General features: G+C 68.8%; 18 protein-coding genes and 1 tRNA gene. 2 read left to right on the top strand and 17 right to left on the bottom strand.

Going from position 1 to position 21,394, the window contains the following annotated elements:
- Positions 1-9 precede the first annotated feature (9 nt).
- The 14 genes from rpsG to ACFYR0_RS33465 form a co-directional block, all read right to left on the bottom strand.
- Positions 10-480: a 30S ribosomal protein S7 gene (rpsG, locus tag ACFYR0_RS33400; RefSeq protein WP_003992340.1), complete on the bottom strand. Its 471-nt coding sequence runs from the start codon at positions 478-480 to the stop codon at positions 10-12.
- A gap of 2 nt (positions 481-482) precedes the next feature.
- On the bottom strand, positions 483-854 hold the full coding sequence (rpsL, locus tag ACFYR0_RS33405; RefSeq protein ID WP_003948652.1) for a 30S ribosomal protein S12: 372 nt from the start codon (positions 852-854) through the stop codon (positions 483-485).
- 386 nt (positions 855-1,240) lie between these two features.
- Positions 1,241-1,744: a DUF1707 and DUF4190 domain-containing protein gene (locus tag ACFYR0_RS33410; protein WP_389336601.1), complete on the bottom strand. Its 504-nt coding sequence runs from the start codon at positions 1,742-1,744 to the stop codon at positions 1,241-1,243.
- 194 nt (positions 1,745-1,938) lie between these two features.
- A complete protein-coding gene (locus ACFYR0_RS33415) occupies positions 1,939-5,835 on the bottom strand; it encodes a DNA-directed RNA polymerase subunit beta' (RefSeq protein WP_389336604.1) in 3,897 nt (1,298 codons plus the stop codon).
- 100 nt (positions 5,836-5,935) lie between these two features.
- Positions 5,936-9,421, bottom strand: a complete 3,486-nt coding sequence (gene rpoB / locus ACFYR0_RS33420) for a DNA-directed RNA polymerase subunit beta (RefSeq protein ID WP_389336607.1) — start codon at positions 9,419-9,421, stop codon at positions 5,936-5,938.
- Between the two features lie 577 nt (positions 9,422-9,998).
- Complete coding sequence (gene rplL / locus ACFYR0_RS33425; RefSeq protein ID WP_389336610.1) at positions 9,999-10,379, bottom strand: 50S ribosomal protein L7/L12; 381 nt, start codon at positions 10,377-10,379, stop codon at positions 9,999-10,001.
- Positions 10,380-10,504: 125 nt separating this feature from the next.
- Positions 10,505-11,035: a 50S ribosomal protein L10 gene (rplJ, locus tag ACFYR0_RS33430; protein ID WP_389336613.1), complete on the bottom strand. Its 531-nt coding sequence runs from the start codon at positions 11,033-11,035 to the stop codon at positions 10,505-10,507.
- 411 nt (positions 11,036-11,446) lie between these two features.
- On the bottom strand, positions 11,447-12,298 hold the full coding sequence (locus tag ACFYR0_RS33435) for a DUF1396 domain-containing protein (protein ID WP_389336616.1): 852 nt from the start codon (positions 12,296-12,298) through the stop codon (positions 11,447-11,449).
- A gap of 143 nt (positions 12,299-12,441) precedes the next feature.
- Positions 12,442-13,317, bottom strand: coding sequence for a hypothetical protein (locus ACFYR0_RS33440; protein WP_389336619.1), 876 nt, complete (start codon positions 13,315-13,317; stop codon positions 12,442-12,444).
- A 157-nt stretch (positions 13,318-13,474) separates the two neighbouring features.
- A complete protein-coding gene (gene rplA / locus ACFYR0_RS33445; RefSeq protein ID WP_389336622.1) occupies positions 13,475-14,200 on the bottom strand; it encodes a 50S ribosomal protein L1 in 726 nt (241 codons plus the stop codon).
- 76 nt (positions 14,201-14,276) lie between these two features.
- Positions 14,277-14,711 carry a 50S ribosomal protein L11 gene (gene rplK / locus ACFYR0_RS33450; RefSeq protein ID WP_128980827.1) on the bottom strand — a complete coding sequence of 145 codons (435 nt, stop codon included), beginning with the start codon at positions 14,709-14,711 and terminating at the stop codon, positions 14,277-14,279.
- 169 nt (positions 14,712-14,880) lie between these two features.
- Complete coding sequence (nusG, locus tag ACFYR0_RS33455) at positions 14,881-15,747, bottom strand: transcription termination/antitermination protein NusG (protein ID WP_389336626.1); 867 nt, start codon at positions 15,745-15,747, stop codon at positions 14,881-14,883.
- 80 nt (positions 15,748-15,827) lie between these two features.
- The gene (gene secE / locus ACFYR0_RS33460; protein ID WP_386377295.1) at positions 15,828-16,112 is read right to left on the bottom strand and encodes a preprotein translocase subunit SecE; all 285 of its coding nucleotides are present in this window, start codon (positions 16,110-16,112) and stop codon (positions 15,828-15,830) included.
- A gap of 106 nt (positions 16,113-16,218) precedes the next feature.
- Positions 16,219-16,291, bottom strand: a tRNA-Trp gene (locus ACFYR0_RS33465).
- Positions 16,292-16,599: 308 nt separating this feature from the next.
- Between ACFYR0_RS33465 and ACFYR0_RS33470 the strand changes: the two genes are divergently transcribed.
- Complete coding sequence (locus ACFYR0_RS33470; RefSeq protein ID WP_389336629.1) at positions 16,600-17,826, top strand: pyridoxal phosphate-dependent aminotransferase; 1,227 nt, start codon at positions 16,600-16,602, stop codon at positions 17,824-17,826.
- Between the two features lie 115 nt (positions 17,827-17,941).
- Positions 17,942-18,982, top strand: coding sequence for an adenosine deaminase (locus tag ACFYR0_RS33475; RefSeq protein WP_389336632.1), 1,041 nt, complete (start codon positions 17,942-17,944; stop codon positions 18,980-18,982).
- Here the strand turns inward: ACFYR0_RS33475 and ACFYR0_RS33480 are convergent.
- The 3 genes from ACFYR0_RS33480 to ACFYR0_RS33490 form a co-directional block, all read right to left on the bottom strand.
- Positions 18,927-19,631 (bottom strand): hypothetical protein, encoded by a 705-nt coding sequence (locus ACFYR0_RS33480; protein WP_389336635.1) that lies wholly within the window; start codon positions 19,629-19,631, stop codon positions 18,927-18,929. The genes ACFYR0_RS33475 and ACFYR0_RS33480 overlap by 56 nt on opposite strands.
- Positions 19,632-19,733: 102 nt before the next feature.
- On the bottom strand, positions 19,734-20,789 hold the full coding sequence (locus ACFYR0_RS33485) for a UDP-N-acetylmuramate dehydrogenase (protein WP_389336638.1): 1,056 nt from the start codon (positions 20,787-20,789) through the stop codon (positions 19,734-19,736).
- A 142-nt stretch (positions 20,790-20,931) separates the two neighbouring features.
- Entirely contained in the window at positions 20,932-21,315 is a 384-nt protein-coding gene (locus ACFYR0_RS33490; RefSeq protein WP_386377288.1) for a DUF3291 domain-containing protein, read from the bottom strand.
- Between the last annotated feature and the right edge of the window lie 79 nt (positions 21,316-21,394).

Here is a 21,394-nt window from a genome sequence, read left to right on the forward strand (position 1 = left end):
GGACTGCGACTACCAGCGGTAGTGCGCGAAGGCCTTGTTGGACTCGGCCATCTTGTGCGTGTCCTCGCGCTTCTTGACGGCCGCACCGAGGCCGTTCGAAGCGTCGAGAAGCTCGTTGAGCAGACGCTCGGTCATGGTCTTCTCGCGACGGGCGCGGGAGTAACCGACGAGCCAGCGCAGCGCGAGCGTGTTGGCACGACCGGGCTTGACCTCGATCGGAACCTGGTACGTCGCACCACCGACACGGCGGGACTTGACCTCGAGGGTCGGCTTGATGTTCTCCAGCGCGCGCTTCAGCGTGATGATCGGGTCGTTGCCCGTCTTCTCACGCAGACCCTCCATGGCGCCGTAGACGATGCGCTCGGCGGTGGAGCGCTTGCCGTTCAGCAGCACCTTGTTGATGAGGGAGGTCACCAGAGGAGAGCCGTAGACCGGGTCGATGATGACCGGGCGCTTCGGGGCGGGGCCCTTACGAGGCATTCTTACTTCTCCTTCTTGGCGCCGTAGCGGCTGCGGGCCTGCTTGCGGTTCTTGACACCCTGGGTGTCGAGCGAGCCGCGGATGATCTTGTAGCGAACACCCGGCAGGTCCTTCACACGGCCGCCGCGCACGAGCACGATGGAGTGCTCCTGCAGGTTGTGTCCCTCACCCGGAATGTAAGCGGTGACCTCGATCCCGCTGGTCAGACGCACACGCGCGACCTTACGCAGGGCCGAGTTCGGCTTCTTCGGGGTGGTCGTGAACACACGCGTGCAGACGCCACGACGCTGAGGGGAACCCTCGAGTGCGGGCGTCTTGTTCTTCTCGACCTTGTCCTGCCGGCCCTTACGGACCAGCTGCTGGATCGTAGGCACTACTTCTCCGGTTTCTGTGTGCCGAATGGTGAAGCTAACCTGGAACGTCGCCGACCCACGCGGTCGGGTGTGTCGAATCCGGCGAGCTTTCGCCGTGAGGCGAAAAAGCACAGATTGCGGTGGCCGCTCACAGCTCGCTATGCGGTTGAAGGCACGCACGAGAGCCAGGGCACACCCCAGGCACAAGGTCTGAGCGTACCTACCTCATTCGCTGCGGTCAAAACAAATGGAACCGGGCCCGACCTGCCCGACTTGCCGCCTCTGCGCCCGGCGCCCCCGACGGACCGTCAGAGGCTTTCCGCCGCCGCCCATTTCGGGCTTCCGTCAAGATTCACGGCCCGATCGATACCGGTTTGTACTTTTTTCTGACTCCCACTCGCGGCCGATCACGCCAGCGCGAACACCAGTACGATCAGTGAAAGCAGGCCCAGGGCCCAGGTGCCGAGGGCGACCCAGCCCAGGATCAGCCCGGCCAGCGCCAGTCCGTCGCCGCCCTCCCCGCTCCGGCGGATCTCACCGCGCGCCGCGTGCCCGAGGATCACCGCCGGGATCCCGGTCAGCCCCGCGGTGAAGAAGACCAGCCCGCCGCAGACCGCCGCCGCCACGGCCTTGTCGTTGGTTCTCTGCCGCGCCAGGGGAACGAAGGCCATGGGCACCGCCGGCTGCTGCGGCGCGGGGCCCTGGGGCAGGTCGGCGACGAGCAGGGACAGCTCGCCCAGGGTGCGGGCGGAGTAGGCCCGCCCGACGCGCTTCTCGAACTCGCCACGCTCCAGACGGCCCTCCGCGAACCCGGCCCGGAGGACGTCGACCGCGCGCTCGCGGTCGGCGGTGGAGGCGAGCATGGAGGGGGCGGGCTGCCCGCCCCACGGCTGCCATGCGGGGTACGACACCGAAGAGCACCTCCCGAGACTGTGCGCTTCCCATCATGCCGCCCCACCGCGGGGTCCGGCACCGCGTACGGGGCTTCACCCGCGCACGGTCCGCCGCCGGTCCCCCCATCGGCCGCGTTCACCCGAACGCCAGGCCCGGACAACGCCGAAGGGCGGCCACCCCACAGGGTGACCGCCCTTCAGTTCACGCCGGCCTACTGGTTGTACGGACCGTAGTCGTAGTCCTCCAGCGGAACGGCCTGGCCGGAGCCCGTGCCGAACGGCGAGTAGTCGATGTCGTCGTAGCCGACGGCCGAGTACATCGCGGCCTTCGCCTCCTCGGTCGGCTCCACCCGGATGTTGCGGTAGCGGGACAGACCCGTACCGGCCGGGATGAGCTTACCGATGATGACGTTCTCCTTGAGGCCGATCAGGGAGTCGGACTTGGCGTTGATCGCCGCGTCCGTCAGGACCCTGGTCGTCTCCTGGAAGGACGCCGCCGACAGCCAGGACTCGGTCGCCAGCGAGGCCTTGGTGATACCCATGAGCTGCGGACGACCGGAGGCCGGGTGACCGCCCTCCTGGACCACACGACGGTTCTCGTGCTCGAACTTCGAGCGCTCGACCAGCTCACCGGGCAGCAGCTCGGCGTCGCCGGACTCGATGATCGTCACGCGGCGGAGCATCTGCCGGATGATGATCTCGATGTGCTTGTCGTGGATCGACACACCCTGCGAGTTGTAGACCTTCTGGACCTCGCCGACCAGGTGGACCTGGACGGCGCGCTGGCCCAGGATGCGCAGCACGTCGTGCGGGTTGGTGGCACCCACGGTGAGCTTCTGGCCCACCTGGACGTGCTCGCCCTCGCCGACCAGGAGACGGGCACGCTTCGAGATCGGGAACGCCGTCTCGTCGCTGCCGTCGTCCGGCGTGATGACGATCTTCTTGGTCTTCTCGGTCTCCTCGATCCGCACGCGGCCCTGGGCCTCGGAGATCGGGGCGACGCCCTTCGGGGTACGGGCCTCGAAGAGCTCGACGACACGCGGCAGACCCTGGGTGATGTCGTCACCGGCCACACCACCGGTGTGGAAGGTACGCATCGTCAGCTGGGTACCGGGCTCACCGATGGACTGGGCGGCGATGATGCCGACCGCCTCACCGATGTCGACCAGCTTGCCGGTGGCCAGCGAGCGGCCGTAGCACATGGCGCAGGTGCCGACGGCGGACTCGCAGGTCAGGACCGAGCGGGTCTTGACCTCACCGACGCCGTTCAGGATGAGCTCGTCGATGAGCACGTCGCCGAGGTCGGTGCCGGCCGGGGCCAGCACACGGCCGTCCACGACGATGTCCTCGGCGAGGCAGCGCGCGTACACGGACGTCTCGACGTCCTCCGCCTTGATCAGGACGCCGTCCTCGACGGAGGCGATCTGCAGGCGCAGACCACGGTCGGTGCCGCAGTCCTCCTCGCGGATGATGACGTCCTGGGAGACGTCGACCAGACGACGGGTCAGGTAACCCGAGTCGGCGGTACGCAGCGCGGTGTCCGCCAGACCCTTACGGGCACCGTGCGTGGAGATGAAGTACTCCAGCACGGACAGACCCTCACGGAACGAGGCCTTGATGGGACGCGGGATGGTCTCGTTCTTGGCGTTCGACACCAGACCACGCATACCGGCGATCTGACGCATCTGCATCATGTTGCCTCGGGCGCCCGAGTTCACCATCATCGAGACCGGGTTGGTCTTCGGGAAGTTCGCGTTCATCGCCTCGGCGACCTCGTTGGTCGCCTTGGTCCAGATCGCGATGAGCTCCTGCGTGCGCTCTTCCTTGGTGATCAGACCGCGCTCGTACTGCTTCTGGACCTTCTCGTCCTGCGCCTCGTAGCCCTTGACGATCTCCTTCTTCGCCTCGGGAACGACGACGTCGGAGATGGCCACGGTCACGCCGGAACGGGTGGCCCAGAAGAAGCCGGCCGCCTTCAGGTTGTCGAGCGTCGCCGCCACGATGACCTTCGGGTAGCGCTCGGCCAGGTCGTTGACGATCTGGGAGAGCTGCTTCTTGCCGACCTCGTAGTCGACGAAGGGGTAGTCCTCGGGCAGCAGCTCGTTGAAGAGCGCACGACCCAGCGTGGTGCGCAGCGTGAAGCTGTCACCCTGCTGCCACTCCGGCTCGCCCTCCTCGCGCACCGGCGGCTCCCAGCCACGCGGCGGGATGGTGCCCACCGGGAAGCGGATGTCCACACGGGACTGGAGCGAGAGCTCACGGGCGTCGAACGCCATGATCGCCTCGGCGACCGACGAGAACGAACGGTCCTCGCCCTTGACGCCCCGGCCCTCGCCGTCGGTGGTGAGGAAGAACAGACCGAGGACCATGTCCTGGGTCGGCATCGTCACCGGACGGCCGTCGGCGGGCTTCAGGATGTTGTTCGAGGACAGCATCAGGATGCGGGCCTCGGCCTGCGCCTCCGCGGACAGCGGCAGGTGCACGGCCATCTGGTCACCGTCGAAGTCCGCGTTGAACGCGGTGCAGACGAGCGGGTGGATCTGGATGGCCTTGCCCTCGACCAGCTGCGGCTCGAAGGCCTGGATGCCGAGGCGGTGCAGGGTGGGGGCACGGTTCAGCAGAACCGGGTGCTCGGCGATGACCTCTTCGAGGACGTCGTACACGACCGTGCGGCCGCGCTCCACCATGCGCTTGGCGCTCTTGATGTTCTGCGCGTGGTTCAGGTCCACCAGGCGCTTCATCACGAACGGCTTGAAGAGCTCCAGCGCCATGGCCTTGGGCAGACCGCACTGGTGCAGCTTCAGCTGCGGGCCGACGACGATGACGGAACGCGCCGAGTAGTCGACTCGCTTGCCGAGCAGGTTCTGACGGAAGCGGCCCTGCTTGCCCTTCAGCATGTCGCTGAGGGACTTCAGCGGGCGGTTGCCGGGACCGGTGACCGGGCGACCACGACGGCCGTTGTCGAAGAGGGCGTCAACGGCCTCCTGAAGCATGCGCTTCTCGTTGTTGACGATGATCTCCGGAGCACCCAGGTCCAGCAGGCGCTTCAGACGGTTGTTGCGGTTGATCACACGGCGGTACAGGTCGTTCAGGTCGGAGGTCGCGAAGCGGCCACCGTCCAGCTGCACCATCGGACGCAGGTCCGGCGGGATGACCGGCACGCAGTCGAGCACCATGCCCTTGGGGCTGTTGCTGGTCTGCAGGAACGCGGAGACGACCTTCAGGCGCTTGAGCGCACGGGTCTTCTTCTGGCCCTTGCCGGTGCGGATGATCTCGCGGAGTCGCTCGGCCTCCTCGTCGAGGTCGAAGGACTCCAGGCGCTTCTGCAGCGCCGCGGCACCCATCGAGCCGTCGAAGTACGTGCCGAAGCGGTCACGCAGCTCGCGGTAGAGCAGCTCGTCGCCCTCCAGGTCCTGGACCTTGAGGTTCTTGAAGCGGTTCCACACCTCGTCGAGACGGTCGATCTCGCGCTGCGCGCGGTCGCGCAGCTGCTTCATCTCACGCTCGGCGCCCTCGCGCACCTTGCGGCGCACGTCGGCCTTGGCGCCCTCGGCCTCCAGCTCGGCCAGGTCGGACTCGAGCTTCTTGGCGCGGCCTTCGAGGTCGGCGTCGCGGCGCTGCTCGATCTGCTGGCGCTCGACGGAGACGTGGGCCTCCAGCGAGGGCAGGTCGCGCGTGCGGCGCTCCTCGTCGACGTACGTGATCATGTACGCCGCGAAGTAGATGACCTTCTCCAGGTCCTTCGGGGCGAGGTCGAGCAGGTAGCCCAGACGCGACGGGACGCCCTTGAAGTACCAGATGTGCGTGACGGGGGCGGCCAGCTCGATGTGGCCCATCCGCTCACGGCGCACCTTGGCGCGGGTGACCTCGACGCCACAGCGCTCACAGATGATGCCCTTGAAGCGGACGCGCTTGTACTTGCCGCAGTAGCACTCCCAGTCCCGGGTCGGACCGAAGATCTTCTCGCAGAAGAGCCCGTCCTTTTCCGGCTTCAGGGTGCGGTAGTTGATGGTCTCCGGCTTCTTGACCTCGCCGTGGCTCCACTGACGGATGTCGTCAGCGGTGGCCAGACCGATCCGGAGCTCGTCGAAGAAGTTGACGTCGAGCACTATGCGTCAATCCCTCTCAGGGTTGTAAGTCTTGGGGTCTGAAACGGGGGTCCTGGGGCCGGCCGGGGGACCATCACTGGTCCCCCGAACCGGACTCCCGTCAGACCTCTTCGACGCTGCTCGGCTCGCGCCGGGACAGGTCGATGCCGAGCTCCTCCGCCGCGCGGAAGACGTCCTCGTCGGTGTCACGCATCTCGATGGACATACCGTCGCTGGACAGCACCTCCACGTTCAGGCAGAGCGACTGCATCTCCTTGATGAGCACCTTGAAGGACTCGGGGATGCCGGGCTCGGGGATGTTCTCGCCCTTGACGATGGCCTCGTAGACCTTCACGCGGCCGGTGACGTCGTCGGACTTGATGGTCAGCAGCTCCTGGAGGGCGTACGCGGCGCCGTAAGCCTCCAGCGCCCACACCTCCATCTCGCCGAAGCGCTGGCCACCGAACTGGGCCTTACCACCCAGCGGCTGCTGGGTGATCATCGAGTACGGGCCGGTCGAGCGGGCGTGCAGCTTGTCGTCGACCAGGTGGTGGAGCTTGAGGATGTACATGTACCCGACCGAGATCGGGTCCGGGAACGGCTCACCGGAGCGGCCGTCGAACAGCCGCGCCTTGCCGGTCGGGAGCACCATGCGCTCGCCGTCGCGGTTCGGGATGGTGTGCTGGAGCAGACCCGCCAGCTCGTCCTCACGCGCACCGTCGAAGACCGGGGTGGCGACGTTGGTGCCCGGGGCGACCTGGTCGGCGCCGATGTTCTGCAGGCGCTGGGCCCACTCGTCGGCGAGACCGGAGACGTCCCAGCCGCGGCTGGCGAGCCAGCCGAGGTGGATCTCCAGAACCTGTCCCGGGTTCATTCGGGACGGCACACCGAGCGGGTTGAGGATGATGTCGACGGGGGTGCCGTCGTCCAGGAACGGCATGTCCTCGATCGGCAGGATCTTGGAGATGACGCCCTTGTTGCCGTGACGGCCGGCGAGCTTGTCACCGTCCGTGATCTTGCGCTTCTGCGCGACGTAGACGCGGACCAGCTGGTTCACGCCCGGGGGAAGCTCGTCGCCCTCCTCGCGGTCGAAGACGCGGACGCCGATGACCTTGCCGGTCTCGCCGTGCGGCACCTTCAGCGAGGTGTCACGGACCTCACGGGCCTTCTCACCGAAGATCGCGCGCAGCAGGCGCTCCTCGGGGGTCAGCTCGGTCTCGCCCTTCGGGGTCACCTTGCCGACGAGGATGTCACCGGCGATGACCTCGGCACCGATACGGATGATGCCGCGCTCGTCGAGGTCGGCGAGGACCTCCTCGGAGACGTTCGGGATGTCCCGGGTGATCTCCTCGGGGCCGAGCTTGGTGTCACGGGCGTCGACCTCGTGCTCCTCGATGTGGATCGAGGAGAGGACGTCGTCCTGCACGAGGCGCTGCGACAGGATGATCGCGTCCTCGTAGTTGTGACCCTCCCACGGCATGAACGCCACGAGCAGGTTCTTGCCCAGCGCCATCTCGCCGTTCTCGGTGGCGGGACCGTCGGCGAGGACCTGGCCCTCGATGACGTGGTCGCCCTCGAGGACGATGACCTTCTGGTTGACCGAGGTGCCCTGGTTGGAGCGGGCGAACTTGGCCAGGCGGTACGTGATGTACGTGCCGTCGTCGTTGGCGGTGGTGATGTAGTCCGCGGAGACCTCCTGGACCACACCGGCCTTCTCGGCCTTGACGACGTCACCGGCGTCGACGGCGGAGCGGTACTCCATGCCGGTGCCGACGAGCGGGGCCTCCGCCTTGATGAGCGGAACGGCCTGGCGCATCATGTTCGCGCCCATGAGGGCACGGTTGGCGTCGTCGTGCTCGAGGAAGGGGATCATGGCGGTCGCGACCGACACCATCTGGCGCGGCGAGACGTCCATGTAGTCGACGTCCTCGGGGCTGACGTAGTCGACCTCGCCGCCGCGGCGGCGGACGAGGACACGCGCCTCGGCGAAACGCAGGTCGTCGGTCAGGCCGGCGTTGGCCTGCGCGATGACGAAGCGGTCCTCCTCGTCGGCGGTCAGGTAGTCCACCTCGTCGGTGACCTGGCCCTCGACGACCTTGCGGTACGGGGTCTCGACGAAACCGAACGCGTTCACCCGGCCGTAGGAGGCGAGCGAGCCGATCAGGCCGATGTTCGGGCCTTCGGGGGTCTCGATCGGGCACATGCGGCCGTAGTGCGAGGGGTGCACGTCACGGACCTCGAAGCCGGCCCGCTCACGGGACAGACCACCCGGGCCAAGGGCCGACAGACGGCGCTTGTGGGTGAGACCCGACAGCGGGTTGTTCTGGTCCATGAACTGCGACAGCTGGCTGGTGCCGAAGAACTCCTTGATGGAGGCGACGACCGGCCGGATGTTGATCAGGGTCTGCGGCGTGATCGCCTCGACGTCCTGGGTCGTCATGCGCTCGCGGACGACGCGCTCCATACGCGCCAGACCCGTACGGACCTGGTTCTGGATGAGCTCGCCGACGCTGCGCAGACGACGGTTGCCGAAGTGGTCGATGTCGTCGGTCTCGACGACGATCGTGTCACCGTTGTCCCCGGCGGTCTCGGTCTCACCGGCGTGCAGCTTCACCAGGTACTTGATCGTCGAGATGACGTCCTCGACGGTCAGGATGCCCGCGTCGAGCGGAGCGTCCGCACCCAGCTTCTTGTTGACCTTGTAGCGGCCGACCTTCGCCAGGTCGTAGCGCTTGGGGTTGAAGTACAGGTTCTCCAGCAGCGTCTGCGCGGCCTCACGCGTGGGGGGCTCGCCCGGACGCAGCTTGCGGTAGATGTCGAGCAGCGCGTCGTCCTGGCCCTGTGTGTGGTCCTTCTCCAGGGTGGCGCGCATGGACTCGTACTCGCCGAACTCCTCGAGGATCTGCTCGGTGGTCCAGCCGAGCGCCTTGAGCAGAACGGTGACCGACTGCTTGCGCTTGCGGTCGATGCGGACACCGACCATGTCGCGCTTGTCGATCTCCATCTCCAGCCAGGCACCCCGGGACGGGATGATCTTGGCGGAGAAGATGTCCTTGTCGGACGTCTTGTCGATGGAGGAGTCGAAGTAGACACCCGGCGAACGGACCAGCTGCGACACCACGACACGCTCGGTGCCGTTGATGACGAAGGTGCCCTTGTTCGTCATGAGCGGGAAGTCGCCCATGAAGACCGTCTGGGACTTGATCTCGCCGGTCTCGTTGTTGGTGAACTCGGCCGTCACGAACAGGGGCGCGGCGTACGTGAAGTCGCGCTCCTTGCACTCGTCGATCGAGTTCTTCGGCGGCTCGAAGCGGTGGTCGCGGAAGGTCAGCGACATCGACCCGGAGAAGTCCTCGATCGGGGAGATCTCCTCGAAGATCTCCTCCAGACCGGACTTGGTGGGGACGTCCTGACCAGACTCCAGAGCCTCCTCGACCCGACTCTGCCAGGCGGTGTTGCCGAGCAGCCAGTCAAAGCTCTCGGTCTGCAGCGCGAGCAGGTTGGGAACCTCGAGAGGCTCCTTGATCTTTGCAAAAGAGATGCGCAGCGGGGCGGTGCTGGCGCCGTTGTTCGTATTCGCGGTCGAGGCAGTGCGCGAGGCGGCCAAGAGGGGGTCCTTCCGAGGGCTCGGACTCACTACGCGCGTACCGGCCCCTCACTCGCGCACCAGGACAGGTTCTTGCTGAATCGGCCGTTTGGCCAGGTCAGAGAAGTCTGGTCGACAGTGCTGAGGTGAGGGCAGACCCCTGGTGACGGGCAGGGGACAGCTAACAGGCAGCGCAAAGGGTCAGTGTAGCCACTTGGCACACTGATGTCCAGCTCGGGTTTTCGAGAACCCTCGTTGCTCTCAACTCCTGCGACAAGGCCACGCCCTCAACGCACGTTGATACTGCCCTCTTCGCCGTCGATCCATGCCTCGGATTCGGACCGTTGTGACGACGCGTCCTGAGAATTGCGCGCCGCGTGCGGTTCGTCAAGGCCCCCTGGCCGGAACCAGGACGTTCGAAGACACGACGAAGATCACCATACCCCCCGCCGTACCGGGTGCAAGGCAACCGCGACCGCCCCTCCCTGAACGCCGAAGAGCGACCACCCGGATGGATGATCGCTCTTCGGTGCGTCAGCGTTACAGCCCTCTCAGGCCGCAATCAGCTCGCAGGAGTCCCTGGCGGACTCGTGAGGTCTTACTTGACCTCGACGGAGGCGCCGGCGCCCTTGAGGGACTCGGCGGCCTTCTCCGCGGCGTCCTTGGCGACCTTCTCGAGAACGGGCTTCGGGGCGCCGTCCACGAGGTCCTTGGCCTCCTTGAGGCCCAGGGAGGTGAGCTCGCGCACGACCTTGATGACCTGGATCTTCTTGTCGCCGGCACCGGTGAGGATGACGTCGAACTCGTCCTTCTCCTCCTCGGCCTCGGCGGTCGGGCCACCCTGCGCCGGACCGGCGACGACGGTCGCGGCGGCGGCGGTGACGTCGAACTTCTCCTCGAACGCCTTCACGAACTCGGAGAGCTGGATGAGGGTCATCGTCTCGAACTCGGCGAGCAGTTCTTCCTGGGTGAGAGCCATGATGGCTTTCCTTCCACTAATTCGGCTGGTGCCGGATGTACATGACTGGCGGGCGTACGTTCGGCCCGCTACGACCGCTGCCCCGGGGCGGGAAGCCTCAGGCGGCGATCATGATGCGAGCCGAATTACTCGGCACCGCCCTGCTCGTCCTGCTTGGCGCGAAGGGCGTCCACGGTGCGGACGAGCTTCGAGGGAAGCGCCTGGAAGAGCTGCGCAGTCTGGGTCTGCTTGCCCTTCATGGCGCCCGCCAGCTTGGCGAGCAGAACCTCGCGGGACTCGAGGTCCGCGAGCTTCTTGATCTCATCGGCGGACAGCGCCTTGCCGTCAAGGACACCGCCCTTGATGATGAGGTTCGGGTTGTCCTTGGCGAAGTCACGCAGACCCTTCGCCGACACCACCGGGTCACCGGTGACGAAGGCGACGGCCGTCGGACCAGCGAAGAGCTGGTCGTCCAGCGTGATCCCGGCCTCGTTGGCCGCAATCTTGGTCAGCGTGTTCTTCACCACGGCGTACTGGGCGTTCTCACCGAGCGAACGACGCAGCGTCTTGAGCTGCGCCACGGTGAGACCGCGGTACTCGGTCAGCACGGCGGCGTTCGAGCTACGGAACTTGTCCGTCAGCTCGGCAACCGCGGCAGCCTTGTCGGGCCTCGCCATAGAGCCTCGGCCTCCTTCCGGGTGATTCGGACCGCGCGGACCCGAAGGAGGACTGGGGAAAACGAAACGCCCCGGCGCAGGCGCACGGGGCGGACTCGACCGGCTCACACACTCTGGGCGTGCACTCCGGGAGTTCTTCCACAGTCACCTGCGCGGGTCGCCCGCATTTACAGCGGATCCTTCGGCCACCGCGCCCTCTTGCGAGCGCACGGCAACGACCAGCGGTCTTTGGCTTCTCGAGGAGAGTACGTGACCGGATCGCCGACAGGCAAATCCGGTCGTACGGGGTCGTCGGACACGGCCCCGGGGGGCGGCCCCGGAGGCCCTCCAGGTGGCGGCCCTGGAGGCCTGGACGGCCGCCAGGGAGGCCCTGGCGGCGGCCGGGAAGGGCCGGGCCGCAGCCGGGAAGGCTCAGCTCTCGCCCATCTCGCCCATCATCTCGGCGAGGTCCATCGTGTCCTTCGCGGGCGGGGCGGTGACCTTCACGGGCTCGTTGATCGCGAGGAAGGTGACCGTCATGTCGAAGGCGCCCTTGTCGGCGTCGCCGCGGGTGCGGAACCGCTTCGGGTGGTCGTCACCGTCGATCCACATGTCCATCTCGAGCACCTCGATACCGAGGTCCTCGTACTGCTCGAGACTCTTCTCACGCCGCTCGCGGGTCTTGGTGTCCTCGTCCTTGAGCGAGGCGCGCAGGTCGTCGAGCTTGATCGTGCCCCGGTAGTGCGTGGTCCTCACTCCGTCGACCGTCTCGGTGCCGAGCCGCTCCACGTCGTCGGCTCCGGTGAGGAAACCGGCCTCGGCGGCGGGGTTCTGCTCCGCCTGGGCGGCTCCGAGCCCGCCGGAGCCGGCGCCGCTCTCCTTCAGGGCGGACATGTCGAACTTCATCCAGCTCTTGCCGTCCATCTCCTTGGCGGCCTCGGCTCCCCCGCCGAGGTACATCGCCTTGTCGACGAGCCGGATCTCCACCTCGCCGCTCTCGTCGGCCGTCTTGCCCTCGACCTGCATCTTCATGCTCATGGCCATCGGCTCGAAGCTCATCGCGGCGGTGCCCGTGACCTCGCCCTCACCCGGCACCTCGCCCTCCATGCGGTAGCGCAGGGAGGTGATGTCCTCGGTGTTCTCCGCGGCCGCGGCGACGGCCGCGGCCGGCTCCATCTCCGGCGACTCCCCGGCGCCCTGGGAGCAGCCGACCGCGCCGGCCAGCAGCACCACCGCGAGCCCCGCGCCCACGGCCCCACCACGCGTACGTACAGAAACGGCCATGGATTCCCCCCACGGAAAAGATGTCAGATACATGGTCCGTACCGGAGAGTAGCCGAGCGCTCCACCAGGGGCCTCCGAATTGTTCCCGGCCCCCGTTCCCGGCCCTCTTCCCCGGCCCGCTGTCCGCGCCTCCCGCCCCCGCCTCAGGAAGCCGTCGGCGCCGGTGTCACCAGGGCCTTGAAGTCCTGGGTGTCACCGGCCGGGGGCGGTGTCACGCTCACCCGCACCCCGTAGTCGCCGTAGAAGCACGTCTGGGTCACCCGACCGGTCGCCGTGCGGTCCCGCTCGACCTTCTTGACCAGCAGACCGTCGGCGCCGACCCAGACCTCGACGGTCTGCTCGGTGACTCCGGCCTGCTGCAGGCGCTCGCGCAGAGCGGGGTCGGTGACGTCGGCGGCGCGGGCCGTGCCCCGGTACCGGGTGGCGCGCTCGCCGCGGACCGTCTCCACGCCGACCCGGCGCGCGTCCCCGCCGGCCAGCAGCAGCTTCACGGCCTGGTGCGGGGCGGCCTCGCGGATCTGCTCGGCGAGCAGGGCGCCGGAGGCCCCGCCCAGCCCGGCCAGGTCGTCCCAGTCGTAGCGGATCCAGTGCCTCCCGCCGGCCTTGGCGGCGAAGGCGTCGCCCATGCGCGCGTAGTACGCGTCGGGCAGATAGCGGGCCTGCATGGAGGTGGTGCCCAGCGTCCGCATGGTGTCGGCCATGCTGCCGCCGGTGTAGGTGATGGTGAGGGCGCCGGTGACGCCGCCGTCCCAGGCGAGCGTGCCGGACGAGGTCATGGAGACCTCGGTGCCCAGGGCCGTGCTGGACTCCACGCGCGCCGAACCGGCCCCGGCGGTGGCCCGCTCGGCGGCCCGCAGCGCGGCGACGGCGGCGGGCTGCGGCGTGGCCGTGGGGCGGCGCTCCGCGGCGTCCGGAGCCGGGCCGTCGGCGCCCGTGTCGCCCGTGCACCCGGCCGCGCCCGCGGCCGCGAGCAGCAGGGCCCCGAGCAGCACCCACCCCCGTCCGGTCCTGCCGGTCATACGTCCTCCCCCGTGCCGGTCGGCCGCCCGCGTGGCGGCACGAGCGTCTGGAGCGAGAACGGGCCCGCCCCTGCGGAGGTTCCTGGAACGGGAACGGGCCCCGCACCTGAGAGCAGGTGCGGGGCCCGTAGGACCGACTTCAGTGAGCCTCGAGAGCTCAGACCGCGGCCGGGTCCTCCTCGACGAGGAGGTTGCGGGTGCGGTTCGGGTCGACCGGGATGCCGGGGCCCATGGTGGTGCTGACCGCGGCCTTCTTGATGTAGCGACCCTTGGCGGCGGACGGCTTCAGACGGAGGATCTCCTCCAGGGCCGCGCCGTAGTTCTCCACCAGCTTGTCGTCGTCGAACGACGTCTTGCCGATGATGAAGTGCAGGTTCGAGTGCTTGTCGACGCGGAACTCGATCTTGCCGCCCTTGATCTCGGTGACGGCCTTGGCGGTGTCGGGGGTGACGGTGCCGGTCTTCGGGTTCGGCATCAGACCACGGGGGCCGAGGACGCGGCCGAGGCGGCCGACCTTGCCCATGAGGTCCGGGGTGGCGACGACGGCGTCGAAGTCCAGACGGCCCTTCGACACCTCGTCGATGAGCTCGTCGGAGCCGACGATGTCGGCGCCCGCGGCACGAGCGGCCTCGGCACGGTCACCGGTCGCGAAGACCAGGACCCGGGCGGTCTTACCGGTGCCGTGCGGGAGGTTCACGGTGCCACGGACCATCTGGTCGGCCTTGCGCGGGTCGACACCCAGACGGAAGGCGACCTCGACGGTGCCGTCGAACTTGGTCGTGGAGGTCTCCTTGGCGAGACGGACGGCCTCGAGCGGGGCGTAGAGCTTGTCCCGGTCGATCTTGGCGTCCGCAGCGCGGAGAGACTTGCTGCGCTTGCTCACTACTGCTCCTGGGGTTTGCTTAGGAGTCGTGGTCCGGGCCGAGCAGGCCCCACCACTTCTGCTGGAAGGTTGGGGGTCAGCCCTCGACCGTGATGCCCATGGAACGGGCGGTGCCGGCGATGATCTTCGCGGCGGCGTCCAGGTCGTTGGCGTTGAGGTCGGGCATCTTGGTGGTGGCGATCTCGCGGACCTGCGCCTCGGTGATCTTGGCGACCTTGGTCTTGTGCGGCTCGCCGGAGCCCTTCTCCACGCCCGCGGCCTTGAGGATCATCTTCGCGGCCGGCGGGGTCTTGGTGATGAAGGTGAAGGAGCGGTCCTCGTAGACCGTGATCTCCACCGGGATGACCCAGCCACGCTGCGACTCGGTCGCGGCGTTGTAGGCCTTGCAGAACTCCATGATGTTGACGCCGTGCTGACCGAGCGCGGGGCCGACCGGCGGGGCCGGGTTCGCCGCACCGGCGTTGATCTGGAGCTTGATGAGCCCCGTGACCTTCTTCTTCTTGGGAGGCATAGCTCTCCGGGTCCTTTCGATTCGGGTCCTGCCCGCGTTCGGGGGACAACCCGGACGCAGGCATACCGCACAACGATAACGGGTATAGGTGTGCGGCCAAAAACCGAGCAGGTCAGACAAGCCTCGGCGGCTCGTCCGACCTGTTCGGAAGTGGTGTGTCCGGAAGGGGTCAGTTCTTCTGGATCTGGTCGAAGCTCAGCTCGACCGGCGTCTCGCGGCCGAAGATCTCCACCAGGCCCTTGACCTTCTTGGAGTCGGCGTTGATCTCGTTGATCGTGGCCTGGAGCGTCGCGAACGGGCCGTCGGTGACGGTGACCGAGTCGCCGACCTCGAAGTCCAGGACCTGGACCTCGACCTTGCGCTGCGGCGCCGGCTTGCCCTCGGCCTCGGCGGCCTCGCGGGCGGCCTTCTCCTCGGCCTCCGGGGCGAGCATCTTGACGATCTCGTCCAGGGTCAGCGGGTACGGGTCGTAGGCGTTGCCCACGAAGCCGGTGACGCCGGGGGTGTTGCGGACGACGCCCCAGGACTCGTTCGTCAGGTCCATGCGCACCAGCACATAGCCGGGGAGCTTGTTCTGACGGATCGTCTTGCGGTCGCCGTTCTTGATCTGGACGACCTCTTCCTGCGGCACCTCGGCCTGGAAGATGTAGTCCTCGACGTTCAGGGAGACCGCGCGCTGCTCCAGGTTGGTCTTCACGCGGTTCTCGTAGCCGGCGTACGTGTGGATGACGTACCACTCGCCGGGCAGGGTGCGCAGCTCCTCGCGCAGGGCGGTGATGGGGTCGACGGGCTCGGCTTCCTCGGCCTCTTCCTCGGTGGCCTCGGCCTCGTCGGCCTCCGCCTCCGCGGTGTCGTCCTCGGCCTCGCCGGCCTCGTCGTCCTCGACGTGCAGAGCGGCTTCCTCGGCGGGCTCGCCCGCCTCGGCATCGGCAGCCTCGAACTCGTCCAGGTCCTCGTCCGCGCCCTCGACGATGTCGAGCTCGTCGTCCACCGACTCATCGGGCTCGATGGCGTCGTTCAGGTTCTGGTCAGACACGGTGGCTGCTTCTTCCTGGATACATAGGGGTGGAACATGCGAAAGGGGCGCCGGTAACCGCGGCGCCCTTCGCTCCTGGCTCAGCCGAAGACGTACTTGGCTGCGTGGTCGAGTCCATAGTCAATCACGGTGACCAGGCCGATCATGATGAGCACGAACACGATCACTACGGTCGTGTACGTGGTCAGCTGGTTACGGGTGGGCCAGACGACCTTGCGGAGTTCCGCGACGACCTGGCGGTAGAAGAGCGCGAGGCGCTTCAGCGGACCCTTCTTGGCGCGCTTGCCGCCCTTGCGGGTCTTCTTGGACTCCGGCGCCTCGTCCTGGGCATCAGGCGTGTCGAGGGAGCCCACGGCGTCCGTCATTCGTCCTCACCTGGTCCCGGGTCGTGGCCGTGCCGCGCCCGGTCTGAGCCGCACGGCGAGTGCAATGCTGTACGTACCTGCGCACACATCCTGGCGGTGTGTGTAGCAGGGCCGGAGGGACTTGAACCCCCAACCGCCGGTTTTGGAGACCGGTGCTCTACCAATTGAGCTACGACCCTTCGTGTGCCCACCAACGTACCGCATCCGGACGGGTGCGGTGTGTGCGCCGCGTACGGTGCGGGCCGCTGAAGGCCAACGAGGTGAGAGTGTACGTGGTCCTGAGCCGGTCGTCGAACAGAAAGCGCCCGGCGGGGGCCTGGAACGCGAAAGATCACCGGAAGCCGGCCGGGAGATCACCCGGTACGGCCGCCGGGGCCCGACCTCCACGACCGTGGCATACGGACATCTGTCCACACGGCGGTCCGCCCCGGTTCAGTACGTGAAACCCGTGTGCCGGGCGGGTTTCCGGTCTGGAACGATGGGCCGCATGAGCGCTGCAACCCCTCCCACCGAGCGCCGGGTCTCCGCCCGCATCGGCGCGATCTCCGAGTCCGCCACTCTCGCCGTGGACGCCAAGGCCAAGGCCCTCAAGGCCGCCGGGCGTCCGGTGATCGGCTTCGGCGCGGGCGAGCCGGACTTCCCGACCCCCGACTACATCGTCGAGGCGGCCGTAGAGGCCTGCAAGAACCCGAAGTACCACCGCTACACGCCGGCCGGCGGTCTGCCCGAGCTGAAGGAGGCCATCGCCGCCAAGACGCTGCGGGACTCCGGCTACCGGGTGGAGGCCTCCCAGGTCCTCGTCACCAACGGTGGCAAGCAGGCCATCTACGAGGCGTTCGCCGCGATCCTCGACCCGGGCGACGAGGTGATCGTCCCGGCTCCGTACTGGACGACCTACCCGGAGTCGATCCGGCTGGCCGGCGGCGTACCGGTCGACGTCGTCGCCGACGAGACGACCGGCTACCGCGTGAGCGTGGAACAGCTGGAGGCGGCCCGCACCGAGAACACCAAGGTGCTGCTGTTCGTCTCCCCCTCCAACCCGACCGGCGCGGTCTACACCCGTGAGCAGATCGAGGAGATCGGCCGCTGGGCCGCCGAGAAGGGCCTGTGGGTCCTGACCGACGAGATCTACGAGCACCTGGTCTACGGCGACGCCGAGTTCCACTCGCTGCCGGTGGTCGTGCCGGAGCTGGCCGACAAGTGCATCGTGGTCAACGGTGTTGCCAAGACGTACGCCATGACGGGCTGGCGGGTGGGCTGGGTCATCGGCCCGAAGGACGTGGTCAAGGCCGCGACCAACCTCCAGTCGCACGCCACCTCCAACGTCTCCAACGTGGCCCAGGTCGCCGCCCTCGCGGCCGTCTCCGGCGACCTGACGGCCGTCGAGAAGATGAAGGAGTCCTTCGACCGCCGCCGCCGGACGATCGTGCGGATGCTCAACGAGATCGAGGGCGTGTACTGCCCCGAGCCCGAGGGCGCCTTCTACGCCTACCCGTCGGTCAAGGGCCTGGTCGGCAAGGAGATCCGCGGCAAGCGCCCGCAGGACACGGTCGAGCTGGCCGCGCTGATCCTGGAGGAGGCCGAGGTCGCGGTCGTCCCGGGCGAGGCCTTCGGCACGCCGGGCTACCTGCGTCTGTCGTACGCGCTCGGTGACGAGGACCTCGTCGAGGGCGTCTCGCGCATCCAGAAGCTGCTGGCGGAGGCCCGGGACTGACCTCCCCTTCTTCGCGGGCCCCGCCGATCGGCGGGGCCCTGTTTCTTTGTGCGGGCAGGACCTCGTAGGGGGAAACCGCTACCGGGACATGTACGGCGTACGGCAGGATCGGCGAATGGAGCGTGTACGTGATGTCTCTGAACTGCCGAAAGCCCATCTGCACCTGCATTTCACCGGCTCGATGCGGCCGGGGACGGTGCTGGAGCTGGCCGACAAGTACGGCGTACGTCTGCCGGAGGCCCTGACCGAGGCGCTGACCAGCGGGGAGCCGCCGCAGCTGCGGGCGACGGACGAGCGCGGCTGGTTCCGCTTCCAGCGGCTGTACGACGCGGCCCGCTCCTGCCTCAGAGAGCCCGAGGACATCCAGCGGCTGGTGCGCGAGGCGGCCGAGGAGGACATCAGGGACGGCTCGGGCTGGCTGGAGATCCAGGTCGACCCGACCTCGTACGCGCCGCGGCTGGGCGGGCTGATCCCGGCGCTGGAGATCATCCTCGACGCGGTGGCGACGACCTCGCGGGACACCGGGCTCGGTATGCGGGTGCTGGTCGCCGCGAACCGGATGAAGCACCCGCTGGACGCGCGCACGCTGGCCCGGCTCGCGGTGCGCTTCGCCGACAGCGGCGTGGTCGGCTTCGGGCTGTCGAACGACGAGCGCCGGGGCATGGCACGGGACTTCGACCGCGCGTTCCACATCGCGCGCGAGGGCGGCCTGCTGTCGGCCCCGCACGGCGGCGAGCTGACCGGCCCGGCCTCGGTCCGCGACTGCCTGGACGACCTGCACGCCGACCGGATCGGGCACGGGGTGCGCGCGGCGGAGGACCCGCGGCTGCTGAAGCGGCTCGCCGACCGGGGCGTGACCTGCGAGGTGTGCCCGGCGTCCAATGTGGCCCTGGGCGTCTACGAGAAGCCCGAGGACGTGCCCCTGCGCCCGTTGTTCGAGGCCGGGGTCCCGCTCGCGCTCGGCGCGGACGACCCGCTGCTGTTCGGCTCCCGTCTCGCCGCCCAGTACGACATCGCCCGCCGGCACCACGACTTCACCGACCAGGAGCTGGCGGAGCTGGCCCGTCAGTCGGTGCGGGCTTCGGCGGCGCCGGCCGATGTCAGGGAGCGGCTGCTGGCCGGCGTGGACGAGTGGCTGACTCGTCCGGCCGCCTGAAGTGGGCGTAGGGCGGATACGGCTTGAAGCAGAGCAGCACCTCGTAGGGGTGCCCGCCGCCCGGTGGCTGGGCCAGGGCCAGCCCGGACATCATCACCGAGTGGCCCTTGGCGACGCCCTTGTGGCGTGGGCCGAAGCCGGCCGCGTAAGCGCACTCGGTGGCGGTGTGGGCGAACAGGTCACGGCTGCCGAACAGGAAGAGTGTCCGGGCGTGGGTGGTGTGCCGGAAGTCGTCCCACAGGTCCGGCCGGGTCCGCGCCGCGCGCCGGGACTCGGCGTGCCGGGCGGTGCGTGCCTCGTCGGTCCGGGCGGTCAGCGGGGTGCCCGCGCGCAGCTTGCCGCGCAGCTCGGGCCACCGGCTGGGGCGCAGGCCGAGGGTGTGGTGGGCGAGGACCAGGTCGACCCGGTCGCCGAGGCCCTCGTCGGGCGGGACTCCGTCGCGCAGGGGGATGTGGACGACCGTGTGCGGGGAGTGGGCGGCGAAGGAGAACAGGCCCGCGAGCCGGTTCAGGCCGTCGTGGTCGCCGCGCAGCATGCCGATGGGGTCGGGGGCGGTCAGCGAGGTGTGGCGCAGGGGCGTCCGGGGCTGGACCACACGGTGTTCGTGGGGTCCGGTCCGGGGCCTGAACTCGGTCAGCCTCAGCCGCATGTGCGATGCCTCATGGCAGCAGGGTCCCGGCCGGGCGTCGCCCCGCGCAACGGGGATTCGGACCGGGCGTGGCGATCGCCGACCGCCGCGCCCGCGCGCCGGCTACAGGCTGACGCCGACCGTCACCGGCTCGTTGACGAGGGTGATGCCGAAGGCCTCGCGCACTCCGGCGACCACCTCGCGGGCGAGGTCCAGCAGGTCCTCGGTGGTGGCCCGGCCGCGGTTGGTGAGGGCGAGGGTGTGCTTGGTGGAGATACGGGCCGGGCCAGAGCCGTAGCCCTTGGTGAAGCCGGCCTTGTCGATCAGCCAGGCCGCGGAGGTCTTGGTGTGTCCGTCCCCCGCCGGGTAGGCGGGCGGCTCGACGCCGTCGCCGAGTCGTTCGCGCACGCGCGCGTGGAAGGCGGCGAAGGCGGTGTCGGTGAGGATCGGGTTGGTGAAGAACGAGCCGGCCGACCAGGTGTCGTGGTCCTCGGCGTCGAGCACCATGCCCTTGCCCGCCCGCAGCTTCAGCACGGTCTCGCGGGCGTCCGCGAGCGGCACCCGGTCGCCCGGACCGACGCCGAGGGCTCGGGCCGTCTCGGCGTATCTGAGCGGCGCCGAGAGGCCGTCCGCGTCCTCCAGCTCGAAGCGGACGCGCAGCACGACATAGCGCTCGGGGTCGGCCTTGAAGCGGCTGTGGCGGTAGGAGAACGCGCACTCGTCGTTGGTGAGCGCGACCGTCTCGCCCGCGCGCCGGTCGTAGGCGATCACCTCGGTGATGGTCGTGGAGACCTCCTGGCCGTACGCCCCCACGTTCTGGATCGGCGTCGCGCCCGCCGAGCCCGGGATGCCGGCCAGGCACTCGATGCCCGCGAGGCCCGCCTCGACCGTACGGGCGACCGCGTCCGTCCACACCTCGCCCGCGGCCAGCTCCAGCCGGGTGCCGGTGAGCTCCACGCCGCGCGTGGCGATGCGCAGGGCGGTGCCGTCGAAGCCCTTGTCGCCGATGACCAGGTTGGAGCCGCCGCCGATCACCAGCAGCGGGGTGCCGGTGGCGTCCGCCTCGCGTACGACGTCGATCACCTCGGCGTCGGTCGTCGCGGTGACCAGCCGGGTGGCGGGGCCGCCCAGCCGGAAGGTGGTCAGCGGGGCGAGGGGGGCGTCGTGGAGTTCCAGCACGCGCCCAAGCCTACGAGACGCCTCCGACAGCGGACGCCAGGTGCGCGCCGGGCCGCCGGTGCGGGCCGCCGGACACGGACGGACGGCCCCGCCTGTGCCGGCGGGGCCGTCCGTCTCGGGGTGCTGCACGCGCGCGTGCCGGTCAGCTGGTCAGCCGGCTCTGCGCGTCCGGCCAGCGGATGGGGAGGCTGTCGGAGGGCACGGTCCAGGTGGCGAACTTCACGTCCCGCATCTCGGCGGCCAGGCCGCTGGAGGTGGGGGCGTGGGTGCCGGAGCGGGCGAACGTCTTGAGGGCGTCGGCCGACTCCCAGGCGGACAGCGTCCAGAAGGTGCGCTTCAGGGGCTGCGCCTTGAGGGTGGCCCCGTAGGCTCCGGGCGCCTTGCTCACCTGGCGCCAGACGCCCGGGGTCCGGGCGAGGAACTTCAGCGCGCCCCAGAAGGTCTTGGTCTCGAAACGCGAGGCGAAGACATGGGCGTCGGTGGCCTGCGGCGGCTTGTTCGGCACGGTCCAGGGCAGGGTGGGCATGTCGGGCTCCTTTTCGCGTGGGGCGGGACGGGTCGCCGGGTCGGGGGAGAGCTGCGCGGGCGGGTTCTTCTTTTCGGTG

It is taken from the genome of Streptomyces sp. NPDC005017 (genome assembly GCF_042873115.1).
Lineage (GTDB): Bacteria > Actinomycetota > Actinomycetes > Streptomycetales > Streptomycetaceae > Streptomyces.

Coding starts and splice junctions, on each gene's coding strand:
- rpsG (WP_003992340.1), bottom strand. CDS start 480: ATGCCTCGTAAGGGCCCCGCCCCGAAGCGCCCGGTCATCATCGACCCG.
- rplL (WP_389336610.1), bottom strand. CDS start 10,379: ATGGCTCTCACCCAGGAAGAACTGCTCGCCGAGTTCGAGACGATGACC.
- rplJ (WP_389336613.1), bottom strand. CDS start 11,035: ATGGCGAGGCCCGACAAGGCTGCCGCGGTTGCCGAGCTGACGGACAAG.
- ACFYR0_RS33435 (WP_389336616.1), bottom strand. CDS start 12,298: ATGGCCGTTTCTGTACGTACGCGTGGTGGGGCCGTGGGCGCGGGGCTC.
- ACFYR0_RS33440 (WP_389336619.1), bottom strand. CDS start 13,317: ATGACCGGCAGGACCGGACGGGGGTGGGTGCTGCTCGGGGCCCTGCTG.
- rplK (WP_128980827.1), bottom strand. CDS start 14,711: ATGCCTCCCAAGAAGAAGAAGGTCACGGGGCTCATCAAGCTCCAGATC.
- secE (WP_386377295.1), bottom strand. CDS start 16,112: ATGACGGACGCCGTGGGCTCCCTCGACACGCCTGATGCCCAGGACGAG.
- ACFYR0_RS33470 (WP_389336629.1), top strand. CDS start 16,600: ATGAGCGCTGCAACCCCTCCCACCGAGCGCCGGGTCTCCGCCCGCATC.
- ACFYR0_RS33475 (WP_389336632.1), top strand. CDS start 17,942: ATGGAGCGTGTACGTGATGTCTCTGAACTGCCGAAAGCCCATCTGCAC.
- ACFYR0_RS33480 (WP_389336635.1), bottom strand. CDS start 19,631: ATGCGGCTGAGGCTGACCGAGTTCAGGCCCCGGACCGGACCCCACGAA.
- ACFYR0_RS33490 (WP_386377288.1), bottom strand. CDS start 21,315: ATGCCCACCCTGCCCTGGACCGTGCCGAACAAGCCGCCGCAGGCCACC.